This window comes from Streptomyces sp. NBC_01077, assembly GCF_045162855.1.
Classification (GTDB): Bacteria; Actinomycetota; Actinomycetes; order Streptomycetales; family Streptomycetaceae; genus Streptomyces.
In genome coordinates this window covers 9,968,213-9,991,217 of sequence record NZ_CP108669.1, presented here as the reverse complement: position 1 = coordinate 9,991,217, position 23,005 = coordinate 9,968,213, and the positions used below count along the sequence as shown (strand labels likewise).

Genomic DNA, 23,005 nt, shown 5'->3' with positions numbered 1-23,005 from the left:
TGGAGCACAGCGACTCTGCATGTGAGTCGTACCCGGCTGTGCACGTACGTGAGCTCGTACACAGGGGTGGGGCGGGCCACGTCACAGGCGTCGTTGGTAGACGGTGAGGGTGTCGAGGGCGAGGAAGCCCGCGCCGGCGAGGAGGTGGGCGGCGGGGATGTCGCCGTCGGGGGCGTCGGCGGTGAGGTGGTGGGCACCGTGCTGGGCCGCGTGGCGGAGGCACTGGCTGAGGAGGCGGGTGGCGATGCCCTGGCGGCGGTTAGGGTGGCGCACGGTGAGCTGCCACAGGACGGCCATGTCGGCGGTTTCGGGGGTGGGAGCGCGCAGGATCGCGGTGGCGATGTGGCGGCCGTCGGTGTCGGTGAGTTCCAGCTGCCAGCCTGGCGGGTCGGCGATCGGGGTGACGTCGGCCAGGGGACACTCTGGCGGGGCGGGCGGGGCGGTGGTGAGGTCGCGCAGGAAGTACCGCTGGGCGGAGGCCGGGGAGAAACCGGCAGCAGTCAGGGCGCGGGCGGTGACGGCGCGGTGCTCGACGGGCAGGCCGGGGATGCCGGTGGCGGTGGCCGGGCCGGTACACGCGTACAGCGTCCGCTGGCCCAGATGGGCCCTGGCCACCGTCAGGAGCGCGGTGACGATCTCGAAGTCCTCCCGGCCGTGCAGCTGCACGATCAGCCCGGCCCCGTCGGCGAGCCGCACTCCCACATCCACCACCCCGGCCACTTCGCCGTGGACGTTGCACACGACGAGGATTTCTGCCTCACGCAGCCGCTTTGCGGGCTTCAGCGGGAACTGGCGGCTGGGATGATGCTGTCCGGGCAGCCAGTCGGTGTCGATCAGCGACACCACGGCGGCGTGATCGTCCGGGCTCATGGGGCGGACGGTCAGCCCACTCCCGTCCCGCAACCGGACCGGCATGTTCACGTCCATGGGGCCCACTCCCTTTACACAGGCCGCACAGCCCAGTCCAGCACACCCCTCCCAGAGCCGCACCGCCTCAGGCACATCCCCTGTCCCTTGGACAAGAGATCCTGGCTCTGTTCACGAGAAGCGACTCTGGTCCACTTAGACCCAATACCGGTGATTTAGGTGTGTCTCGGTGTATTGGCCCTAGCACTGCAACGGTCCTTGTTGTGACGGTTGGGCAGTTTCTGGTGGTGTGTGGCCGCGTCGTTTGTAGTGGCTGGCGCGGGCTTGGTGTTGGCGTCTGCGTCGCCAGTGGGACCAGTGCAGGACGTGGTCGATGGGTGCCGGTTGGCGGTGGGTGAGGCGGTGGATCAGGCGTCTGAGGTCGGGAAGGCTGAGGGGGACGAGGTCGGAGGATCCGTTTCTGCTTTCTCCGTATCGAGTTCGCGGGCTCGCAGGACGGTGAGGCAGGCGTGGGCTGCCATGGCCAGGGTCGTGTGGCGGTGCCAGCCGGGGTAGCGGCGGACCTGGTAGTCGTCCAGGCCGCACTCGCCCTTGGCAGTCTGGAAGCATTCCTCGACGGCCCACCGGCTGCCTGCGATGTGGATCAGCTGGTCGAGGGTGGTGTCGGCGGGGCAGTAGGCGATGTAGTAGGAGATCGCCTGGGGCCGGTTCACGCTGCGGCGGGCGATCACCCAGTGCCGCCGGTCTTCCCGGTGCCAGGGACGGACCTCGGCCCTTGCCCAGTCGAAGACCCGTGGGCCGTGGGCGCCGTTGCCGCAGGACCGGCGCTTCCACTTCTGTCTGGGCAGATCGTGGAAGAGGTCGTGGACGGGATGGTCGATGGCCCAGCGGGTGACGACGGTGTCGTGGCGGCTGGTGGCCATGACATGGAAGACATCGGCATGCTCGAGCTCGGTCCGCCAGCTCTTCGAGTAGCCGTAGCCGGCGTCCGCGGTCACCCACCCGAACGGGATCTTCTCCTCGATCGCCCGGCGGACCATCGCCCTGGCCATCGCGACCTTCGTCTCGAAGGCGACCGTGTCGTCGATACCGGCCCGCCGGCACCGTTCACGATCGTCAGTCCAGGATGCCGGCAGGTAGAGGCGCCGGTCGGTCAGCGTCCGACCCAGCGAAGCCGCATAGGCGAGGAAGACCCCGACCTGGCAGTTCTCCGTCCGCCCGGCCGTGCCCGAATATTGGCGCTGGACCCCGGCCGATCGCACACCCTTCTTCAGGAATCCGGTGTCGTCGACGATCAGCACCGCCTCCCGGTCGCCGAGATGCTCGACGACGTACTCGCGAACGTCGTCCAGGACCTCCTCCGCGTCCCAGTCGATCCGGTTCAACAAGCGGTGGATCCGGTCCGGACCCGTATGCCCGGCCTCCTCCGCCAGCGTCCAGCCATTCTTCCGTTCCAACGGAGCGATCAGCCCCTGCATGTACGCAAGCGCCGACTCACGCGGCTCCGACCTGGCAAAACGATGCACGAACCGCTCATGCAGAGCCTTCAACTCACCCGCCCACGACCGGACATCCACCTTTTCATTACTGACTTCAGCTCGTCGGGGTGAATCTGTGTGAAGTCCCTGACGGGTGAAGGCGGGTGGCTGTATCCGTGAGGTGTGAGATATGCAGATGGGGGCGGGCTGACGCCGACGGGGCGCCGGCGTCGGGAGACGGTTCGGATGCAGGCGGCTGAACTGTTCGAGCAGCAGATCAAGCCGTCGGAAGTCGCACGGCGGCTGCGGGTGAGTGTGAAGTCGGCTTATCAGTGGCACCAGTTGTGGCGGGATGGCGGTGTTCAGGCGCTGGCCTCCCGTGGTCCGAGCGGGTCGCGGTGCCGGCTGTCCCCGCGGTCTTTGGAGAAGCTGGCCGCGTATCTGGAGCAGGGGCCGGCCGCGCATGGCTGGGTGGAGGACCAGGTGTGGACCGCCTCGCGGGTGGCCACGCTGATCGGCAGGAAGTTCCATGTCTCCTACAGCGTCTCGGGTGCGACCCGGCTGATGCACCGGCTGGGCTTCAGCCCGCAGGTGCCCGCCCGGCGGGTCGCGGAGCGCGATGAGCAGGCTGTCGCCGTATGGAAGGAGGCGACCTGGGCGGAGGTAAAAGGGCGAGGGCGGCCTGCGGGGGCTACGTCTGCTTCGAGGACGAAGCCGGGTTCACCCGCAGGCCGCCGCGGGGACGGACCTGGGGCTGCGCGCGGAGTGACCCCGGTTGTCACCATCAGCGGCCGCCGTTCGGGCCGGCTGTCAGTGGCCGGGCTGATTGCAATGCGGCCGGGTTCCCGGACCCGGCTGTGTCACCGCCTGCGGAGTCATCCCGCGGGGAAAAGTGCCCGTCGCAGTATGGGCGAGCGGGACTTCATCGCGCTGATCGACGGTGTCCACCAGCTGGTCGGGGCACCAATCGTGCTGGTCTGGGACCGGTTGAACACCCACGTGTCCCGCAGGATGCAGGCCCTCGTGGCCGAGCGGGCATGGCTGACGGTGTTCCTGCTGCCCGCCTACTCGCCCGACCTCAACCCCGTCGAGTGGGTATGGGCCCACGTCAAACGCAGCCTCGCCAACCTCGCCGTCATGGCCCTCGACCAGCTCGAAGCCCTTGTCCGTAACAGGCTCAAACGCCTTCAATACCGGTCCCACACCCTCGACGGCTTCATAGCGGGGACCGGCTTGACCCTCGTCGAGCAACTATCACCCTGACGAGCTGACGTCAGTAGTTCTGTGGGCGCCGTGGAGTCGTTGGTGGGATCCTGATGCTGTGTCTTTCAAGCCTTCGCCTGTTGTTCCTCCTTTGACGCGGCCGCAGTTGGCCGAGGCCCGGCGTGTGCGGGCGGCTGAGTTGTTCGACCAGGGACGTTCGGGTGCTGTTATCGCGCGGATGCTGGGGGTCAGTGAGCTTCTTCAGCGGTCACTCCAGAGGATGAGTGGCTGGCTGAGGTTGACTGCCCTCTGAGCTGCGGCAGCGCAAAGCTCTCGTGGGCCCAATCGTCACCCGATCGGTGGCCACTCTGAAGAAGCTCAGTGACGAGAGTGTGCGGCGGTGGAAACGGGTCTGGGAGAAAAACGGGGCCGACGCTCTGCGTCGGCGCCCGGCCATCGGGCGTCCGCCCAAGCTGGACGATGCCCAGGTCGAGCGGGTGCGGACCGCCCTGGAGCAGGGCGCCCAGGCACATGGCTTCGAAGCCGATCTCTGGACGCTGGAACGGGTCGGTGCGGTCGTCACGCGGGAGACGGGGGTGACGCTGTCGAAGGCCTCGGTATGGCGGTTGCTGACCGGCCGACTCGGATGGAGTCTGCAGCGGCCCGAACGGCGGGCGGTCGAGCGGAACGAGTCCGAGATTGCCCGCTGGATCGCTCACGAGTGGCCACGCATCAAAAAGGGGCCGTGAACACACGTGCCTGGATCGTGTTCCTCGACGAATCAGGAGTCTCTCTACTGCCGCAGGTCCGCCGCACCTATGCACCCCGCGGCCGCACACCGCTCCTGCGGCACCGCCTGAACTGGAAACGTGCCTCGATGGCCGGGGCCCTGGGATTCCACTCCACCGACCCCGATCGAGGTCCTCGCCTGTGCTTCCACCTCAAGCCCGGCAGCTACGACACGGTCGGACTCATCGAGGTCCTGGAGCAGATGAAGGTGTTCTACCGCGGCGAGCGGGTGGTTCTGGTCTGGGACGGCCTGTCCGCTCACTGGAGCCGGGCGATGCGGGCCTGGGTCGCCGAACAGGACTGGCTCACCCTCGAGCGATTACCCGCTTACGCACCCGAGCTCAACCCTGTGGAACTGCTGTGGTCCTCGCTCAAGAAACGCGAGCTCGCCAACCTCGCCGGCGACCACCTCGCCGATGTCGCCGACGCCACCGAAGCGGGCATCCACCGGATCAACGACAACCCCCAACTGCCCTGGTCCTTCCTCGCTCACACCGGACTCACCATCCACCCACCAACCCCACAGAACTAATGAAAATGTCAAGTAGTGACCTGAGCCAGAGATTCGGTGGCAGTAGGCGGCGACTTTGTCGAGGATCTCGTCGGCGGTCTTCGTCCAGATGAACGGTCTGGGGTGCTCGTTCCAGTCGGCGAGCCAGGCTCGGATGTCGCGTTCGAGGGCCGGGACGGAGCGGTGGACGCCGCGCTTAAGCTTCTTCTGGGTGAGCTCGGCGAACCACCGCTCGACCAGGTTCAGCCAGGACGCACTCGTGGGTGTGAAGTGCAGGTGGAACCGCGGGTGGGCCAGCAGCCACCGCTTGATGTCGGGTGTCTTGTGGGTCGCGTAGTTGTCCAGGATCAGATGAACCTGCAGATCAGCTGGGACTTCTTTGTCGAGCTTTGCGAGGAACTTCTTGAACTCCGCTGCCCGGTGGCGGCGGTGGAGGGAGCCGATCACCTTGCCGGTGGCGACCTCGAGGGCGGCGAAGAGAGTGGTGGTGCCGGCCCGGACGTAGTCGTGGCTGCGGCGTTCGGGAATGCCGGGCACCATCGGCAGGACCGGCTGGGACCGGTCCAGGGCCTGGATCTGCGACTTCTCGTCCACGCAGAGAACCAGGGCCTTCTCCGGCGGGTCGAGATAGAGGCCGACGACGTCACGGACCTTGTCGATGAACAGCGGGTCGGTGGACAGCTTGAACGTCTGCGACCGGTGCGGCGCCAGGGCGAACGCCCGCCAGATCCGCGAGACCGTCGACTGCGACATGCCCGTGGCCGCCGCCATCGACCTGGTCGACCAGTGTGTGGCGTTCTTCGGAGTCTCTTCCAGCGTCTTGACGATGACCCGCTCGACGTCAGCGTCGGTGATCTTCCGTGGGACACCGGGCCGCGGGTCGTCGCACAAGCCGTCCAGACCCCGCTCGATGAAGCGGCGTCGCCAGGTGCGGACCGTGTCCGGAGCGATCCGCAGCCGGCGGGACACCTCCGTGATCGAGTGGCCTTCGGCGCACTCCAGCACGATCCACGAGCGTTGGGCCAGAGCCTGGGCCGTCGTGCGGCGACGTAACCAGCCCTCCAGCACAGCCCGCTGGGCATCAGTGACCGACAACGGCGGAATCTTCGGACCCGGACGACTCATGCCGGATTAACGACGAATCTCCGACTCAGGTCACTAGGAGCAGTTCAACCACGACCACGCACGGCTCAGAGCGCCGGGAGAACGAGCGTTCGCACAGCTGAAGTCCTGGCGGCTACTACGACGAGCCAGATGCTCCACCTACCGCATCGGCGCACCATCGTCCAAGCCGTCCAAACGCTGCTGACCTTCGCTATTCAGGATGAAAGAGGCCCAATCGCCATCAGCACTGTGGGCATTGATCGCCAGCTTCGGTGTGCCCTGGACCAGCATAACTCTTCTCGCAGATTACGATCACAGTTCCCGCTGTCGCTTCCTCGCCGCACCTTGCGAAGGTGGTTGATTGCTCGTGGCCGAGCATCTGCAGCAAGTTGACATTCATTCATTGCTCCTTTATTAAATGCCGTTAGGTGCGGGGTTGCGACGCGGTACCTCGGAGTTTAGGTTCGCCACGCGACGACGCAGCACTGAAGTTAGGCGGTCCGGTTCGACCACTACGTGAGTATTTAGTGCTTATACGCAGATGGGGCAGGCTGTGGGGAACCTCGGCTCCGCCCTGGAGTATCACGCGGCCCGGAGCCTTGCCTTTGTCGTGCCGCCGGTCAGCCAGTGTCGCAGGCTGCGGGTCACGTCCGCTGGAGTGGTGTATCGACGACCACTCGGTGGTCCATGTTGTTGCTATGCGATGAGTGCTTCGGGAACGGCGTCGGCTGTGGTGGCCGGTTCGAGGCCTCCACGCTTCAAGCACCGGACGGACCGCGTGACGGGCGGTAGCCGGGGCAAGCGGACCGTACTCCAGAGGGAAGACCGAACACACACCCACCAGCCGGCGCAGCACGCAGCAAGCGCTGCTTGCTGCTCGCTACGGGAGATCGTGGTCGAGGTCATCTGGACCACGGCCTGTCCAGTGGGGTCGAAGTCCCTTTTCTGGTAATTCCAGCTGCGAGATCTGCAGGAGCAGCCTGAGCGAGCCTTCTACGCCGCCAGCTGCCGACTCTCCCGGAAACGATCAATGAGTAGTCGATGCTCAAGCGTGTGGTGGGATTTTTTGTGGACCCTCGAATGCCAGACACACGTTCCGTGGGCAAATGGATTTCGAGAGGATGCGCATTGTCGAAAGAGCATCCGGGCGCCAGCCGGTCCCGTCCTGCCGAGATCCTGCCTGGCACGGCCTCCCTGGCGCGTGATGCGGATCGTCTTGTCGCAGTCGTTACTGCCGAAGACTTTTCCGGCGCTCTCGCCCCATCGCTGTATGAATCACTCGCAGTTTTCAGCTGCCTACACAGCACTCAAAGAGTGGGAGACTGGAACGAATCATCCATACGCAGTGCGCTCTCCGACGTCATAGCGAAGCAGGATCAGGAGGGCTGGTGGGGAAGTGATCCGCGCGTTCCGTTCCTTCCGGATCGGATAATTACCACCCTTGCAGTGATCGATGCGGCAGACGTCCACGGCGTTCTTCCCGATTTGGTATTCCAACGGGCGCGTCGATTTCTCGTGCAGTTTGTCGTCCCCTCGCTGAAGTCCAAGGAGAACAAGAAGCCGATCGCTTACGACGCCCTGGCGTGCGAACTCCTGACTCGGCTGGCTGCACGGGGGCGCCCGATCCTCGACCAGGAGCAGCTTTCCGGGATATCTGCTCGCTGCCGCCGAGCGATCGAGGGAAAGGGTTCGCTGCTTCTCGGAGGACCAAGCACGATTCACAGCATCCTGGACGCTCTCGGCAGTGCGGGTGTCGACTGGCTTTCCGTTGCGCGCTTCCAAGATGGAAACGGCTCGATGGGCAGCTATCCGTCTAGTACGGCTGCGCTCGTGCGCAATATTCCCGGCGATTCGCGGCACGCCCTCGATGCCTCGCGATACCTTACCCGGGCGATGAACGACCGCGGTGAGGTTCCGCCGTTCTTCCCGTCCGAGGAGTTCGAGCGCTGGTGGGTCCTGCTTGCTCTTGCTCAGTCACCCCTCAGGGGGCGCTGCATGGTGCCTGGCATCGATGTCGGCGGTGTTCCGCCTCAAGGGGTGGCCGTCAGTTCATCCTTCGCTCTGCCCGATGTGGATACCACGGCCATGAAGGCTGCCACACTCCTCAGTCTCGGCTACAACGTCAATCTGGATTTCCTGGAGCGCTTCCACGTTGACGGTGTGTTCATCTGCTATGAGAGCGAGCGGAGAACGTCCCCCAGCGCCAACATTCATGCGGCTATGACGATCGCGATGGCACCCTTACGGCACTATACCGTCGAACGGGCGAGGATGTTGAAGAATGCCCTTTCGCCGGTGATTCAGGCCATCAAGGACGAAGGATTAGTCGAAGACAAGTGGCATCTGTCTGACATTTATTCGACAGCACATGCAGTCGAATTATTTGCCCTTCTCTCATCTGGCTCAAAGCCTATTCCGGGAGTTCATCGTCAGAGCCTCTTGGAACTGATGCACACGTGCATAAAGTACATACTATCCCAGCAGCACGATGATGGCGGTTTCGGCTGTGGTGCATCGACTGTGGAGGAGTCTGGATACGCAGTCCGTGCTTTATGTATAGCCAAATTGAACAACCTATTCGATATTCCTGAGGCGATCCTAGCGGCTGCCGGAAGATTTCTGGACGGGGCATCAGAAGAGGGCGACCCTCCTCTGTGGATGGGGAAGACCCTGTACCGATCCCCTCTCATCGCCGGTGCGCAACGGGTGAGCGCACGCGCATGGCTATCGGCCACAGGCGTCAGGCCCAGGGAGTGACGAAGGGCTGCTGAGGCAAAACGAAGGAGATCGACAACGGAGAAGAGGAAGATTCACGATGAACCACGCATTGCCCGCCGACCTTGCTGCACCGTCATGGCTTGAGCAGGGAAGGGCCCTGTGTGTGCCGCCGCTGAAGGACGCAGTAGCCAGACTTGCCTCCCCCATGGGCCGCATCGCCTCCTACCACTTCGGCTGGACCGACCAGCACGGTCGACTGGTCGGCGGACACGGAGGAAAAGCCGTGCGAGCGGCGCTAGCGGTGCTGTCTGCAGAGGCCGCCGGGGCCGAGCGGACCGTCGGCATCCCGGGCGGCATCGCCGTGGAGTTGGTTCACAACTTTTCTCTTCTCCATGACGACTTCATGGACCGTGACACGGAACGACGCCACCGGCCAGCCGCGTGGACCGTCTTCGGCGGGACCTGGGCCGTCCTGACCGGGGATGCGCTGCTCGCCCTCGCCCCGCAAGTGCTGTGTGAACAAGCGCCCCCTTCAGCGGCAGCCCGGGCCGTCAAGCGCCTCACGGCTGCCAACTGTCAGATGGTCGACGGGCAGGCGCGCGACCTGGCCTTCGAACAACGTGACCACGTTGACATCTCGGAGTGTCTGCAGATGGAGGCGGAAAAGACCGCCTCGTTGCTCGGGCTTTCGGCTTGCATAGGCGCCGTACTGGCCGCCGCCGACGACACCGTGGTGGGGGCGCTCGAACGATACGGTCACCACCTTGGCATGGCCTTCCAGGCCGTAGATGATTTGCTGGGCATCTGGGGGCCGGCGGGCACGACAGGGAAAACCGCCTGGAGCGACTTGCGGCGCCGGAAGAAGACGCTCCCTGTCGTCGCCGCTCTCGCCGAAGGCGGAGGCGCATCACGTCAACTGGCGGATCAGTTGGCGGCCCCGGCAGACAGAGGCACTGAACCTGACTCGTTGCTCGCATTACGTGCATTGCTTATCGAGAAGGCAGGAGGCCGGGCCTGGACCGAGCGACAGGCTCGCTGGCACCATGAGGCCGCGCTCAATGCGCTCGACGAAGCTCCGATACCGCAGCGCACGCGAAGACAACTATCCGAGTTCAGCGAGTCCCTGATGGGCAGAGTCAGATAACCCAGAGTGGAAGGCTTCTGGGAATTTCGGAACGGCATCCCGTTATGACCGACGCCGTGTCACGCACACCCAATTTCGTTGAACCTGACACGCACCGAGGAGGGCCCACTTGAATGCAATTTCACGCCGAGCCGCCACCGTGAAGCACCCAACCGGGACCCTGCTGCAATCGTAGACATGATAGACCGGAGGAGCCATGGCCGAAAATAGATACCTCTCTGTGAATCCGCCACGAAGGATAGCGGCTTACGCAAGGCTCCTCAAGATTAACGTTCCCGAACTGTCCCTATATCCTCTGATTTCGTTCGGTCTCACGGCTGTCCATATCCAAGAAGCACGCTACTGGCTGATCAATTCCGGGTTTCTCCTGTTTGTGTTCTGCTGCTCAGCCCTGTCCATCTCCCTGGATGACTTGAATGGGTACATCGATGGAGTCGATCGACTCGACACGCTAAACACCAAACGTAACATCACCAAGCCACTGCTTACCGGAGAACTCGAACAGTCTGATGTCCGACGTGCGGCAGCATGTGCAGTATTACTGGGGTGCCTGCTCCTTGTCCTCGTGTCCACCCAGACCCGTTACCCGGCGATCTCCGTCCTGCTCATGGTAGCTTTGATGCTCTATTCGGCCCAGTACTCGGCAGGTCTGAAACTGAGCTACCGGGGGCTTGGTGAGGTAGTGCTGATGCTCGGGATACCAGCGTCCATCTGCCTTCCCGTCTGGCTGCTGGCGGGTTCGGTGCCTCCGGGTGCCATTATGGTGGCCGCCATGATGGGCCTTCCCTATGCGGCTCAAATAGTAATCTCCAATCTGATCGACCATGACGGCGATAAGGATGCAGGTCGACTCACCCTTACAATTGTGATGGGCCCGAAAAGGGCTGCGGCCCTCCTTCCCGCGTTCCTACTCGCCACCTTCTGGATGATCTGGCTTGCGGGTTTTTACTGGCACATTCTCCCAAGGTTAGCCATCTGCTGGATTGCCCTACTCCCGCTCCACGTGAGATACATTGCCCTCATTCGTAATTCGAGGTACGCAGATGCTCGTTTGCTTTCCTTTAAGGGGATACGGTTCAAGCTCCTTCTCGTGACCGTCTCCACGCTTCTAGCCGGTATCGCCCTTTGACAGTGGGCGTTCCACTAATGTGGCACGAAACAGTCGACATTGTTTCGGAACAATCTCTACAGTCCCTTTACCGGACATGACAACCCGCGCTTCGTGCAGAGCGCGATCACTTTGAGGACATGGCGTGACATCGGTCAAGAAGGTCGCAGTACTGCCGGGCGACGGCATCGGGCCTGAGGTTGTGGACGCGGTGCTGCCCGTGCTGGACCTGCTCCAGGTGCCGGTCGAGCTGACGTACGGCGACATCGGGTGGGAGTACTGGCGGCGCGAAGGCGACCCGGTACCGGAACGAACCTGGGAGCTGCTCGACACCGTCGACACATGCCTCCTGGCCGCGATCACCAGCAAGCCACCTCGCGAGGCCGAGGCCGAGCTCGCCGGCAGTCTGCAGGGGCAGGGCATCCGGTATGTGTCCCCCGTGATCCAGCTGCGACAGCGGTTCGGGCTGTTCGCCAATGTCCGCCCGGTGGAAAACCTGCAAGGACATGGCCGCCCGTATCGCTTCGCGTTGATCCGGGAGAACACCGAGGGCATGTACGCCGGTTTCGACTACACAGGTGACGTGGTTCCGGCCGCACTGCGTTCCATGGTCGGGGGACACGCAAACGTCGTCGCCAACGCCGGGCAGGACCTCGGGGTCTCGCTCCGGCTCGTCACCCGCCTCGGACTGGATCGCCTCCTGCGTTTCTCCTTCGCCTACGCCCGAGCCCATGGCCACTCTCTGCTGACCTGGGTCGACAAGCCCAACGTCCTGCGGAGCAGCAGCGCGCTCGCCCGGGAGGTCCTCGAAGAGGTGACCGCCGAGTACCCGGGCATCGCGGTGGAGGTACAGAACGCCAACGCCGTGGCGATGTGGATGGTCGAGCAGCCGGAGCGCTTCGGCGTCGTCGTCGCCGAGAACATGTTCGGCGACGTGCTCTCCGGCCTCGGCGAGGGCGTCGTGGGCGGCCTAGGGCTGGCGCCCAGCGGCAACTATGGACAGCACGGCAGCTACTTCGAGCCGGTCCACGGCAGTGCCCCGCACCTGGCCGGCGCGGATTGTGCCAACCCCTCCGCCATGCTGCTCGCCGTCGGGATGATGCTGGAACACCTCGGGTTCAGCGATGCGGCTCTGGAGATCCCCAAGGCCGTACGTTCCGTACTCGCCCGCGGTGAGTCACTGACGTTCGACCTCGGTGGTGGTGCCGGTACCAGGCAGTCAGCCGATGCGCTCCTGGCCGCCTGCGGCCCGGGTTCCGCGCAGCAGCCGACCGCCGCGGTCCTCACCGTGGGCGACGAGCTGCTCAGCGGAGCAGTGGAGGACACGAACACCACCCAGGCGGCACGACTACTGACCGGGCACGGCTTCCGCGTCCGGGCGACCGCCACCACCGGTGACCCGCTAGCCGACATCACCCGGACCGTACGGGGGCTGCTCGGCCACGACCTGCTCGTCGTCATCGGCGGTCTCGGCCCCACTTCGGACGACCGGACCCGCGAAGGCGTCGCCCAGGCCCTCGGTGTCCCCCTGGAGCACCACGCGGAGGCGTGGACGGCTGTGCAGCACCGGCTGAAGCGGTTCGGGCTCGCGGTCCACCAGGACAACGAGCGCCAGGCGTTCTTCCCCGCGGGCAGCGAGCCGCTTCCCAACGCGAACGGGACCGCCTGGGGATCGTCCACCACAGCGGACGGCACCCGTGTCGTGATGCTTCCCGGGCCGCCCCGCGAGTGCATGCCCATGCTCCAGGAGATTCTCGACCGCATCGCCCCGGCGAGCAAACCGGCCGACCACCCGCACTGGCGGACCCTCGGACTCATCGAGGCCGACGTGGCCGCCCTCATCGACCAGGCGGTCCAGGCCGAAGGGCTCACGTTGACGCCCTCCTATCTCTGGGCCTATCCGTACGTGGACATCGCCCTCCCGGTCGCAGTGGGTGAACATCCCGACCTCGAAGCGCTGATCGACCGGATCCTCGCCGGCCACGTCGTCAGTCGTCGCCGGCTGACTGCGGCCGAGGAGCTGCGGATGCACCCGGGAAAGCCGGTGATCAGCCTCGACGACCGGCTCACCGACGGGCTGGCAGCCGAGCGGCTGGCGAGCGCAGCAGACGCCGGTATCGCAGTGCGGGCCTGGAGCGACGAGCCGCTGACCGTCACGGACGGCCAGGTGTGGGACGGCACGGTGACCATGCACTGCGAGGTCCGCATCAACGACCTCACCCGTACATACGCCCTGACCGCCCCGAAGCGTGGCCCCGAAGTGGTCGACATGGCAACGGACTTCGTGGCCTGGTCCGTGCTGCGTGCCTGCGCCGGAGAAGGAGACGCCCATGCCGACCGCTGACCACGCAGCCCCTGACGCGCCACTCGGCGAAGAGATGCTGACCCGCCTGGAGCACCTCGACACCGCCGCGCTCTCCGACGCGCTGTACAGCCTGGCCCTGGGCGGAGTGCTTCCAGGTATCGCCGCGCGTGTCCGGGGAGCCGTCTGCGTCGGCCCCGCCTACACCGTCCGGTACCGGCCGGCGCGGAGGCGGCGGGGTTCCGCAATGCGGCGAACTGCATCGACGATGTGCCCGCCGGATCGGTCATCGTTTCCGACAACGGCGGCAGCTGGAATGCACCACCAGGGGCGGGCTGCTGACTGCTGTGGCCATCGGGAGCGGCCTCGTGTCGCACCCGAAGCACGTTAGTTGTCACCCCTGCCACTTCCGACCAGGGTCTTCCCGTCTCGCGAAGCAGGCCAGTTGTCACCATCGCGGCAGACCGCTTGTCACCAGTGCTGAGTTTGCCAGGTCGCTGTCACCGCTCGGTGGAGCTCTCGAACAGACCCGGCCGGCCAGGCGTAGCCGCCTGGGTTACCGTCCGGGCGCGAGTGCCGCCGCAACAGCGGCCTCGGCGTGCAGGCGGGTGGTGGCGAAGACAGGAACGATACTGTGCTCCGGGCCGACAAGGAGCTCGATCTCGGTGCAGCCGAGGATGATGCCCTCCGCGCCGGAAGCCACGAGTCGGCTGATCACCTCACCGTAGGCCGCTCGGGATTCCTCCCGGATGATGCCGAGGCACAGTTCTTCGTAGATCACCCTATGGACGATGGCCCGGTCGTCCGCGTCAGGCACCAGGACCTCCAGGCCGTGCCCGGCCACGCGGTCGCGGTAGAAGTCCTGCTCCATGGTGAACGCGGTGCCCAATAGCCCCACTCGGCGCAGGCCCGCGGTCCGCACTGCAGCCGCCGTCGCGTCGGCCAGATGCAGCAGCGGAATGTCTACTGCCGCCACCACCTGGTCGGCGACCTTGTGCATGGTGTTGGTGCAGATCAGCAGCAGGCCCGCACCAGCGGCCTGCAGGGACCGGGCGGCGTCAGCGAGTACTTCGCCGGCGTCATCCCAGCGCCCGGCCACTTGCAGCCGCTCGATCTCGGCGAAGTCGACCGAGTACAGCACGCACTTGGCCGAGTGGAGGCCGCCCAGCTGCTCCCGGACTCGCTCGTTGAGCAGCCGGTAGTACTCGGCCGTCGACTCCCAGCTCATGCCGCCAATCAACCCGATGGTCTTCATGCCCTACTCTCGCACGCGCTTCGCTGGTCCCGCGGTTGAGGGTCTGGGTGACAGTATCGCTACCTTTGTGACAGCTATCACGTGCTTCGGCTCAGTGCGGGAATTCGGTGGTCATGTATTCGCTGGCTCCGGTGTCGCGGGCGTCGAACAGGCGCTGCGCGTACGCGGCGCGGCGGAGGCGGCCGCCGTCGGTCGATCCGGCTGACGACTCGTAGCCGAACCGGGCCCGGGTTTCCACCGTGATCCCGGTAGCGACGGCCTGTTTGCACCGGCGCTTGCGCAGCATCGGCTGCCACCGCTGCCGTACGGCGTCGTCGATCTCTGCGGCGACATCGGCGCGGGGGTGCTTGCGGGCGCCGCGCCGGTAGCGGTTGACGGAGTCGGCGGTGACGCCGAGCTCCTGGGCGACGGCCTTGGCGCTGCCGAGCTGCTTGAGCAGGCAGCTGATCTGGCCCTTGAGTGTCTTCGGTGGCTCCCAGGTGAACGCTTCCCGGTCGGCCCGCTCGATGGCGTCCTCGATCTTTCCCGCCACGGTTCAGCTCCCTTCGGGGGTGGGGTCCTGGCCGGCGGGGTCGACGAGCCGGAACCAGGTCTCGCGCGTCTCGCGCAGGTCGCAACGCCACAGTTCGAGCCGCGGCGAGGCCCAGCGGGCGCGCAGGGAGAACTGGACCGCCTCCATGCGCGCCTGAAGGCTGTCCAGCGTCCGCTCCAGCTCCGCGTCGGCATCCAGCGACGGCGCCCCGCCGGTGGTGGTGTTCGCGGGGGCCACGGCTACTCGCCCTCGTCTACGACGGCGTCGCCGCCCTTGATGCCTCGCGGGGCGGCCCGCGGGTGCGACCCCGGATCAGCCTCGGCAGCAGCCGAGCGGTGCCAGCGTCCCAGTACACCGTCTCCAGCACGAATTCCTCACGCGCTGCATCCCGACGTCTTCCTCGGCTACTTCGCCCAGATCGGCAGGCGTGGCTGAAAGAAATAGCCGGTCTTCCTGGCGACGTTGATGGCAGCAGTGGCCGAGCTGTCGGAACCGACCGGGATGTGCGGGTAGACGCAGTCGACCAGGTCGTACGCCGTCGCGTCATCGGCTCCGGAGCCGACCACCGCACAGATCGGCCTGCTAGATCTGCCGGCCTCGGTCCATACCCCGGGCCAGTCGGGGTGCTGGTCGGTGACGTATACGTCGCAGTGCTGGCACGGGACCTGCTGCTCCTTGTCGGTCAGCGTCCCGGCCGGGCGGGCCTGAGCGGCATCGAGGACGTGGCCGACCCGCTCCGTGGCCTTGCCTCCGAGCCGGGAACGGTCGCACACCGGCCCGTATTCGTTCTCCATCCTGACAAGCACGCCCGGCCAGTGCGGGTGCCTGCCGGTCACAGGCGCACCGCAGCCGGCGCACCCGCGGGCGGACAGGCCGTGCTCACGGAACAGGGCGAACGTCTCCTCTGGCAGCGCAACGCACAGGTCGCTGCCGGGGCCGTCGGCGAGCGGCGCCAGGTCGAACAGCGGCAGCTCCTTCTCCGCCAGGCACACGTCCTCCCAGGTCCGCATCCCGGCCACCGGCAGGCTCTGCGCCCAGCCGATGCGCGGCACGCTCGTGGTCGACGGCCGCTGGACCACCTCGAGCCCGAGGCAGCATAGGTCCTCGGGCACGTACGCGGCCAGGACGCCGCGCAGCTGCTCCACGGCCTGGTCCTGGTCGTCGGCGTCCAGCCAGCTCGTCTTCATCAGATCCCGCAGCGCCTGCCGCGGGTACAGCACCACCTCGTACCGCCAGCTGTCCTTGACGTGGCGCAGACTGCGCTCGTATTCGCCGGAATCGTCGAAGGAGAAGCACGACAGCACCCCGCCGGCCTCCTCCGCCGCGGCCACCGCGTCCTCGACCGTCGCGTAGCTGTCGGTGAAATCGCCCCACGGCGTCGCCAGCGGTCCGAAGAGAAAGTCGTCCATCGACGTCAGCTGCGGCAGGCTCGCCGCCACCGCCGCGGCGTTCCGTGAGGCCGCGGCCTTGCGCTGCTTGGCCTGCTTAGCCGACCGCTTCTGCTGCGCTCTTTTCCCCATCATGCCCGCCTATGCCGAAGTTGCTGCTACATCAACCGGTAAACGGGGAATCACGAGATTCGTCACGCGTCCACAGCCCGGCGGCCCTAAGGTGTGGCGCTGCTCCTCCCACGATGTTCTGACGCGCTCGCCGGGGCGGCGGCCAGGTCGCGCCATCCACTCGGTCCGGCCGGCGGCTGTGTGCTTCGCCCGGTGCGCCTCGGCGACGTACGCGTCCCTCGCCGCGGTGAACTCGCCCGGCTTCAACCCGTACAACTCATCGGCGGCCTGCTCGACATCCACATCCTGACCTGTGCGCCGCCCCGCGCACGGAGCCGAACTCCGCCAGGTACGCGCCGCTCACCCACTCGGCGCGAGCACCTCGCCCCTCCGTCCGACTTATAGGAAGATGCGGCAGGCCCTCGCATTCCATACCGTCAGGAAACGGCCTCCGATTGGACGGAGCGCCTCTGGCGGCCCGGCGCCCGTGATCCTGCCCCCGATCGCAGACGCCGGGCCGGCACCGCGCCACGACCTCGGCAGGCCGAGAGGCAACTCGCGGACACTGAAGATCAACCCGGCTCTGCCGATCCCGACCGCTAGTGTCCTGCGCCGGAGATCCGTTGGCAGAAACGGGCGAGTGAGTCGAGGATCTCTTCGGCTGTTTTGGTCCAGGTGAACGGGGTCGGGTTTTCGTTCCACTGCTTGACCCAGGCGCGGATGTCGGCTTCCAGGGAGCACACACTCTTGTGGGCGCCTCGCCGGATCTTCTGGTCTGCGAGGAAGCCGAACCATCGCTCCACCTGGTTGATCCAGGAGGAGCCGGTGGGTGTGAAGTGCAGGTGGAACCGTGGGTGTTTGCCCAGCCACGCCTTGATTGCCGGGGTCTTGTGGGTGCCGTAGTTGTCGCAGATCAGGTGGACCTGAAGGTGCCCGGGGACCTCTTTGTCGATCTTGATGAGGAACTTCTTGAACTCCGCGGCCCGGTGCCGGCGGTGCAGTGAGGTGATGACTTCACCGGTCGCGACGTCGAAGGCTGCGAACAAGGTGGTCAGACCGTTGCGGACGTAGTCATGAGTGCGGCGCTCGGGCATGCCGGGCATCATCGGCAACACCGGCTGAGAGCGGTCCAGAGCCTGGATCTGGGACTTCTCGTCCACCGACAGCACCACCGCTCCTTCGGGCGGGTTGAAGTACAGCCCCACCACGTCGTAGAGCTTCTCCACGAACAGAGGGTCCGTCGACAGCTTGAACGTGTCGCTCAAATGCGGCTTGAGCTGGAACTTCCGCCAGATCCGGCCCACTGTCGACTTCGACAGGCCACTGCGGTCGGCCATTGATGAACGCGACCAGTGAGCGGCGTTCCTCGGGATCTCTTCCAGCGTGCCGACCACGACCGCCTCCACCTGATCAACGCCGATGGTGGGCGGCCGGCCCGGCCGGGGCTCGTCGACCAGCCCGTCCAGCCGGGCCGCCAGAAACCGCCGACGCCATTTTCGGACCGTGTCGGCCGCGATGTGCAACTCCCGCGCCACCACGACAATCGGCGGCACATCAGCACCGGCACACGCCAATACGATGCGGGCCCGCAAGGCCACTGCCTGCGCAGATGACGCCCTGCGGGCCCAACGCTCCAACACCACACGCTCATCGGGCGACAACAACAACGGTTCCAACTTCGGACCGCGACGAGGCACCGGCACATCCGCAGAAGCATGCACAAACTAACGATGGATCTCCGGCGCAGGACACTAGTGTTCTGCGCCTGAAATCTAGGGGCTAAGTATCTGCATGTTTCTGGTTGGTTGGTGGGGTGACCTTGGTGAGGTAGTCGGCGAGGGATTTGAGGATCTCGTCGGCGGTCTTGGTCCAGGTGAACGGCCTGGGATTCTCGTTCCAGGTCGCGATCCACTCCTTGATGTCGCTCTCCAGGGCCTTGACGGAGGTGTGGACGCCGCGGCGGATGAGTTTGTCGGTCAGCAGGCCGAACCAGCGCTCGACCTGGTTGATCCAAGAAGATCCCGTGGGGGTGAAGTGCACGTGGAAGCGGGGGTGTCTGGCCAGCCACCTTTTGATCTCAGGGGTGTTGTGGGTGGCGTAGTTGTCACACACGAGGTGCACGTCGAGCTCGCGGGGCACTCTCTTGTCTATCGTGACCAGGAACTTCTTGAACTCGATCGCGCGGTGCCGGCGGTGCAGTTCACTGATGACGGTGCCGTCGGCGATGTTGAACGCGGCGAAGAGGCTGGTGATGCCGTGCCGCAGGTAGTCGTGGGTGCGGCGCTCGGGCATGCCCGGCATCATCGGCAGCACGGGCTGCGAGCGGTCCAGGGCCTGGATCTGGGACTTCTCGTCCACGCATAGCACCACGGCCCGCTCTGGCGGATTGTGATACAGCCCGACGACATCGACGACCTTGGCCACGAACTGCGGGTCGGTCGACAGCTTGAAGGAGTCCTGCAGGTGCGGCTTGAGGTCGAACCGCTTCCAGATCCGGCCGATCGTCGATTTCGACAGCCCGGTGCGAGCGGCCATTGAAGCCCGTGACCAGTGGGTGTCCTTCCCCGGGGCGGATTCCAGGGTCGCCTCGATCACATCTTCGACCTGGTCGAGGAGGATTGAGGGCGGCCGGCCGGTCCGGGGCTCATCCTGCAGACCTTGCAGGCGTTCGGCGATGAACCTCGCCCGCCACCGGTCCACGGTCGAGGCATCGACACCGAGACCGGCCGCGGCCTGCCTGTTCGTCCCACCCTCCGCGCAACGCAGCACGATCTTCGCGCGCAATGCCAGGTATTGGGCGGTCTTCGCCCGCCGGGCCCACCGGACCAACTGGTCCCGCTCGGCCTCGCTCAGAACCAGATCGGCCTTCGGCCGGCCAATCCGAGCGGCATCCTCCAGCCCGGACATCCCCTCGGCGGCAAACTTCCCACGCCACTTCCTCACCGTCGCGACGGTCACCCCGACCTCCACCGCCACCCGCGAGTTCGGCATCCCCTCCGCGCACGCCAACACGATGCGCGCCCGCTCCGCGAACCGCGGAGCAACCGCCCCACTCGCCCAGCGGGACAACTCGGCGCGCTCTACATCGGACAAACGGACTTCAACAGCTCGAGGACCCGGCGACATGACAACAGGATACAGACTTAGCCCCAAGATTTCAGACGCAGAGAACTAGCCCTAGCGCGCGGCGAACTCGGACGGTTCAGGACATGGCAAGGAGTGGCTGGCCGAGTCGACACTCTGCCTGGGTGACGTCAGGACCGGTAAAGCTGCGTGACCATCAGATCGAGGCCATGGCCGCCATTGCGCACGGTCTCGACGTCCCGCCGGGCGGCATTCCCGTTAATTGTCTGCGCGGGCAGGTGCGGGACGGGGATCATCATCGCGGCGGCGTCGGCAAAGCGTCTTGTGCCCAAGGGCGCATTCTCGTGCTGGTGCCGACGCTGGACTTCTGACCCAGACGGTGCAGGCGTGACGCGGGGCCGGGCACGAGGGGCCAGCGGTTGCGGCGTGCTCGCTCCAGGACGACCCGGAGCTGTGGAACCTCCAGGTGCGCTCCACTGCAAATCCGGTGCCGTTGGGTCTGTGGCACGGCTCCGGGACGTACGCCAGTCTGGGTGTCCAGGCGGAGGCGTTCGAGGGCGCCTACGGGCAGCCGTTGGCTCCGATGGACCTCACGGTGGTCGATGAGGCCCACAGGACTTCCGGGTCGATGGGTAAGGCGCGGGCGGACGTCCACGATCAGACCGTGATCCCGTCGCATCGCCGGCTGTACCTGACGGCGACGCCGCGGATCTGGGAGGAGCGGCTGAACCGCGAGGTCACGGATGGGGGTGCGTGACCCGCTGCCGCGTGAGATGGCGGCCTCCATGGACGACGAGAAAGCCTTCGGGCCCGTCCTCTACAAGCTGTCGCTTTAAGACGCGTAACTAGACCCAGGGTTCGTGGACCCAGCCGGTGTCGGATACAGTGGCGTAATCTGTACCGGTATTAACGGTGACTGTACCCAAAGCCCATTCGGGCCCGGAGTGATAGTCCGCTATCCAAGGGGTATACACCTTAACCGTGTCGCCACTCTGAACTGTCTTCGTGCTCAAGTTGCTACCGAGAACAGGGCCCAAGTACTGGAAGAGCTGTATTGAAAAATTCACCCTTTTGGAAGATCCACTCGCATTATTAAGTTCAATATAGGCGCGATCCCAACTTGTTCCGTCCCACTGAATACAAGAACGCCCCCAAAGGCCGCTCGCATCCACCTTCTTCCAACTGCTGCAGCTACTGCCCTCAGCTGCTTGGGCGGTTCCGGCCAGCCCTCCGACAAGTACTCCGGAAGTGGCCATCGAGGCAAGCAGCATCGGGATGATCTTCTTCTTCATTACTTAACTCTCCTGCTGGATTCCGGTGATTATTCAACAGGCTGCTCGGGCGTTCCAGACAGAGCATTCGGTACCCTAATGCTCCAGCTGTAGATCGCGATCTTCATTCCTCAGTGAGCCGCTTTCATCCTGAATAGCCACAGGTAAGTAGCCTGTGGACGGCTTGGACGATGGTGCTGATGCGGCAGGTGGAGCATCTGGCTCGTCGGAGGATTCGCCAGGACTTCAACTGCGCGAAGGCGCGTTCGCCAGGGGCCCTCAGTCTGGCGTAGTCGCGGTTGAACTGCTTGTAGCGCTCGGGCTGTTCGCGGTGGTGGTAGTACGGGGTGCGGACGGTGGCGCCGGCGCCCTGGTAGGCGCGGTCCGCGAGGATGAGGATCTGCCTGGTCAGGCAGGCCTGGACGATGCCGTGGGCGCGGGCTGCGGTCGGGTCGTGGGTGCGGCCGGGTGCCGCGCGGGACAACCACAGCGGTGTTCCGTCGGGCCGGGCGATGACCTGCAGGCTCATGGCGTGCTTGCGGTGCTTCATCGAGTAGTACGGCTCGTCGGCGGGGATGCGGTCGGTGGGAATCAGGGTGCCGTCGACGATGACGAAGTCGCCCTCGCCCAGGCCGGTCAGGGCCTCGTACAGGCGCGGCGCCCAGGCCGTGAGGACGTCGAGGGTCTCGACGACGTAGCGCCAGGCAGTGGCTGTCGAGATGCCGAAGCCGGATGCCGGGGCGGTCAGCGTCTCGTTCTTGCGCAGGTGCACCAGCGCGAGCAGGGCCTGCTGGAAGCACCCCGGCTTCCGCCACCGCGAGCGACGTTCACACCTTCGTGCGTAGATGAGCCAGGAAAGGTGCTCGACCAGTTCATGCGGGACGTCGGCCGTGGCACGGTACGGGACCAGGCGAGGCTCCTCGGACGATGCGTGGTGCGTAGAGAACACCACCGCAACGACCAGGAGCCTCGTCGTTGCACACCCCTACTGACCTGGTGTTTCACCCCACAGAGACAGGATGAAAACGGCTCAGTGGCTTGTCGGTGATAGTGGCTGGCCTGGGATCGGTCCCACTGGCGGCGTCGCCAGTGGGACTAGTCAAGCCAATGGGCGGCGTCGCGGACGCGCCACGCGACGAGCGCGATGAACAGGTGCTGGATCTCGTTGCAGATGAGCGGTATCAACCCGTCAGACCTGGGGCGGCGGGCATGTTCATCGGCGCGGACGACAGTGAGGAAGGCGTGGGCGGGCATCGCGAGGGTGACCCAGCGGTGCCGGTACGTCCAGCGTCTGACCTAGTGTTCGTCCAGTCCAGCCAGACCCTTGCCGGACTGAAAGGTCTTCTCGACCGTCCATCTGAGTCCGGCGACCCCCACCAGGGTGGACAGCGGAACCTGGGTAGCTGAGTAGCAGCGTTGACATCCTCTCCACCCTAAAGGACGGAGATTCCCGCCTGCCTGCCAGTGGTCACCGGCTGGGGCTTCCGGTGGGCTCCTGTTTCTTCGCGCTGTGCCGGGACGAGTCCCGGTCTTACCCGCGCTCCGCAGGCTGATACCTCCAGTCCGGCGGCCTTGGCGACGTTGACCGCCGCATTGATGTCCCGGTCCAGGACGGCCCCGCAGGTCCCGCACGTCCACGATCGGATATGCAGGGGCTTGGGGCCGTCCTTGACGCCGCAGGCCGAGTAGACCTGAGACGTCGCCGCTCAGCCGTCGCCAGCTTCCAAGACTGATCCGGCAACCGGATCCGACTGCTGATTCACCGCCGCCTCATGAGCCGCGACATGAGCACGCGCTTCCTTGGCCGTGATGCCCAGCAGTTCTGTTGCCATGCCAATACCCCCGAACACATTCACAGCCTCGACAACAGACTGGGTGAGGGCAGCCTGAGCAAGAGAAGTCTGCTCAAGTGCCCTGTCATAGGCATCGAGAGCGTCTACCTGGCGCCGGTGGAGCGCCTGCAGCTCGTTTCTCCGCTGCTGCGCATCTGTCATGGATGGCTCAGTGCTGGTCATGCCCCCATGATCTCAAGCGCCGCGCAGCGGGAGATACGGGCCCCGCGAGAGCACGGGACAGCCTGCCCGGGGGATGCGCCCGCACCCGAGGCCGCCGGCCAGCAGCGAGACCCTTGGCGGGCTAC

General features: G+C 65.5%; 17 protein-coding genes and 7 pseudogenes. 9 read left to right on the top strand and 15 right to left on the bottom strand.

Going from position 1 to position 23,005, the window contains the following annotated elements:
- Positions 1-81: 81 nt before the first annotated feature.
- Positions 82-927, bottom strand: a complete 846-nt coding sequence (locus tag OG462_RS44825) for a GNAT family N-acetyltransferase (RefSeq protein ID WP_406053448.1) — start codon at positions 925-927, stop codon at positions 82-84.
- Between the two features lie 347 nt (positions 928-1,274).
- Entirely contained in the window at positions 1,275-2,444 is a 1,170-nt protein-coding gene (locus OG462_RS44820) for an IS701 family transposase (protein WP_406053450.1), read from the bottom strand.
- An 84-nt stretch (positions 2,445-2,528) separates the two neighbouring features.
- Here OG462_RS44820 and OG462_RS44815 point away from each other — a divergent pair, with 84 nt between their 5' ends.
- From OG462_RS44815 to OG462_RS44805, 3 genes are all read left to right on the top strand, one after another.
- The gene (locus OG462_RS44815) at positions 2,529-3,608 is read left to right on the top strand and encodes an IS630 family transposase (RefSeq protein WP_406066258.1); all 1,080 of its coding nucleotides are present in this window, start codon (positions 2,529-2,531) and stop codon (positions 3,606-3,608) included.
- Positions 3,609-3,907: 299 nt separating this feature from the next.
- A complete protein-coding gene (locus OG462_RS44810) occupies positions 3,908-4,297 on the top strand; it encodes a winged helix-turn-helix domain-containing protein (protein ID WP_406053454.1) in 390 nt (129 codons plus the stop codon).
- Complete coding sequence (locus OG462_RS44805) at positions 4,195-4,869, top strand: transposase (RefSeq protein WP_406053456.1); 675 nt, start codon at positions 4,195-4,197, stop codon at positions 4,867-4,869. Before OG462_RS44810 ends, OG462_RS44805 begins: the two co-directional genes overlap by 103 nt.
- Before the next feature lie 33 nt (positions 4,870-4,902).
- Here the strand turns inward: OG462_RS44805 and OG462_RS44800 are convergent.
- A pseudogene (locus tag OG462_RS44800) lies at positions 4,903-5,973 on the bottom strand (IS630 family transposase); the annotation flags it as partial.
- A 37-nt stretch (positions 5,974-6,010) separates the two neighbouring features.
- Between OG462_RS44800 and OG462_RS44795 the strand changes: the two are divergent.
- The 5 genes and pseudogenes from OG462_RS44795 to OG462_RS44775 form a co-directional block, all read left to right on the top strand.
- Positions 6,011-6,156 (top strand): annotated as a pseudogene (locus OG462_RS44795) (IS5/IS1182 family transposase); the annotation flags it as partial.
- A gap of 837 nt (positions 6,157-6,993) precedes the next feature.
- Positions 6,994-8,709, top strand: coding sequence for a hypothetical protein (locus OG462_RS44790; RefSeq protein WP_406053457.1), 1,716 nt, complete (start codon positions 6,994-6,996; stop codon positions 8,707-8,709).
- A 58-nt stretch (positions 8,710-8,767) separates the two neighbouring features.
- On the top strand, positions 8,768-9,814 hold the full coding sequence (locus OG462_RS44785; protein ID WP_406053459.1) for a polyprenyl synthetase family protein: 1,047 nt from the start codon (positions 8,768-8,770) through the stop codon (positions 9,812-9,814).
- 196 nt (positions 9,815-10,010) lie between these two features.
- Positions 10,011-10,943, top strand: a complete 933-nt coding sequence (locus OG462_RS44780; RefSeq protein WP_406053460.1) for a UbiA family prenyltransferase — start codon at positions 10,011-10,013, stop codon at positions 10,941-10,943.
- A 124-nt stretch (positions 10,944-11,067) separates the two neighbouring features.
- On the top strand, positions 11,068-13,266 hold the full coding sequence (locus tag OG462_RS44775) for an isocitrate/isopropylmalate family dehydrogenase (RefSeq protein ID WP_406066257.1): 2,199 nt from the start codon (positions 11,068-11,070) through the stop codon (positions 13,264-13,266).
- 514 nt (positions 13,267-13,780) lie between these two features.
- Here the strand turns inward: OG462_RS44775 and OG462_RS44770 are convergent.
- From OG462_RS44770 to OG462_RS44740, 7 genes and pseudogenes are all read right to left on the bottom strand, one after another.
- Positions 13,781-14,479 (bottom strand): aspartate/glutamate racemase family protein, encoded by a 699-nt coding sequence (locus tag OG462_RS44770; RefSeq protein WP_406053466.1) that lies wholly within the window; start codon positions 14,477-14,479, stop codon positions 13,781-13,783.
- Between the two features lie 118 nt (positions 14,480-14,597).
- Positions 14,598-15,011 (bottom strand): annotated as a pseudogene (gene tpg / locus OG462_RS44765) (telomere-protecting terminal protein Tpg); the annotation flags it as partial.
- A 3-nt stretch (positions 15,012-15,014) separates the two neighbouring features.
- Positions 15,015-15,248, bottom strand: a complete 234-nt coding sequence (locus OG462_RS44760; protein WP_406053468.1) for a hypothetical protein — start codon at positions 15,246-15,248, stop codon at positions 15,015-15,017.
- Between the two features lie 52 nt (positions 15,249-15,300).
- Positions 15,301-15,426: pseudogene (locus OG462_RS44755) on the bottom strand (site-specific integrase); the annotation flags it as partial.
- A complete protein-coding gene (locus OG462_RS44750) occupies positions 15,416-16,534 on the bottom strand; it encodes a hypothetical protein (RefSeq protein WP_406053470.1) in 1,119 nt (372 codons plus the stop codon). The pseudogene OG462_RS44755 and the gene OG462_RS44750, both read right to left, overlap by 11 nt.
- Positions 16,535-17,109: 575 nt before the next feature.
- On the bottom strand, positions 17,110-18,207 hold the full coding sequence (locus OG462_RS44745) for an IS630 family transposase (protein ID WP_406066269.1): 1,098 nt from the start codon (positions 18,205-18,207) through the stop codon (positions 17,110-17,112).
- A gap of 82 nt (positions 18,208-18,289) precedes the next feature.
- Positions 18,290-19,636, bottom strand: a complete 1,347-nt coding sequence (locus tag OG462_RS44740) for an IS630 family transposase (RefSeq protein ID WP_406053472.1) — start codon at positions 19,634-19,636, stop codon at positions 18,290-18,292.
- 83 nt (positions 19,637-19,719) lie between these two features.
- On the opposite strand from OG462_RS44740, the pseudogene OG462_RS44735 reads away from it, so the two are divergent.
- Positions 19,720-20,427: pseudogene (locus OG462_RS44735) on the top strand (DEAD/DEAH box helicase family protein); the annotation flags it as partial.
- 12 nt (positions 20,428-20,439) lie between these two features.
- Here the strand turns inward: OG462_RS44735 and OG462_RS44730 are convergent.
- The 5 genes and pseudogenes from OG462_RS44730 to OG462_RS44710 all read right to left on the bottom strand — a co-directional run bounded on the left by OG462_RS44730 (position 20,440) and on the right by OG462_RS44710 (position 22,880).
- Positions 20,440-20,886, bottom strand: a complete 447-nt coding sequence (locus tag OG462_RS44730) for a hypothetical protein (protein WP_406053474.1) — start codon at positions 20,884-20,886, stop codon at positions 20,440-20,442.
- A 124-nt stretch (positions 20,887-21,010) separates the two neighbouring features.
- Complete coding sequence (locus OG462_RS44725) at positions 21,011-21,814, bottom strand: transposase family protein (protein ID WP_406053476.1); 804 nt, start codon at positions 21,812-21,814, stop codon at positions 21,011-21,013.
- Positions 21,815-21,894: 80 nt separating this feature from the next.
- Positions 21,895-22,308, bottom strand: a pseudogene (locus tag OG462_RS44720) (IS701 family transposase); the annotation flags it as partial.
- Positions 22,299-22,565, bottom strand: a pseudogene (locus OG462_RS44715) (zinc ribbon domain-containing protein); the annotation flags it as partial. The pseudogenes OG462_RS44715 and OG462_RS44720, both read right to left, overlap by 10 nt.
- A 6-nt stretch (positions 22,566-22,571) precedes the next feature.
- A complete protein-coding gene (locus OG462_RS44710; protein WP_406053478.1) occupies positions 22,572-22,880 on the bottom strand; it encodes a hypothetical protein in 309 nt (102 codons plus the stop codon).
- Between the last annotated feature and the right edge of the window lie 125 nt (positions 22,881-23,005).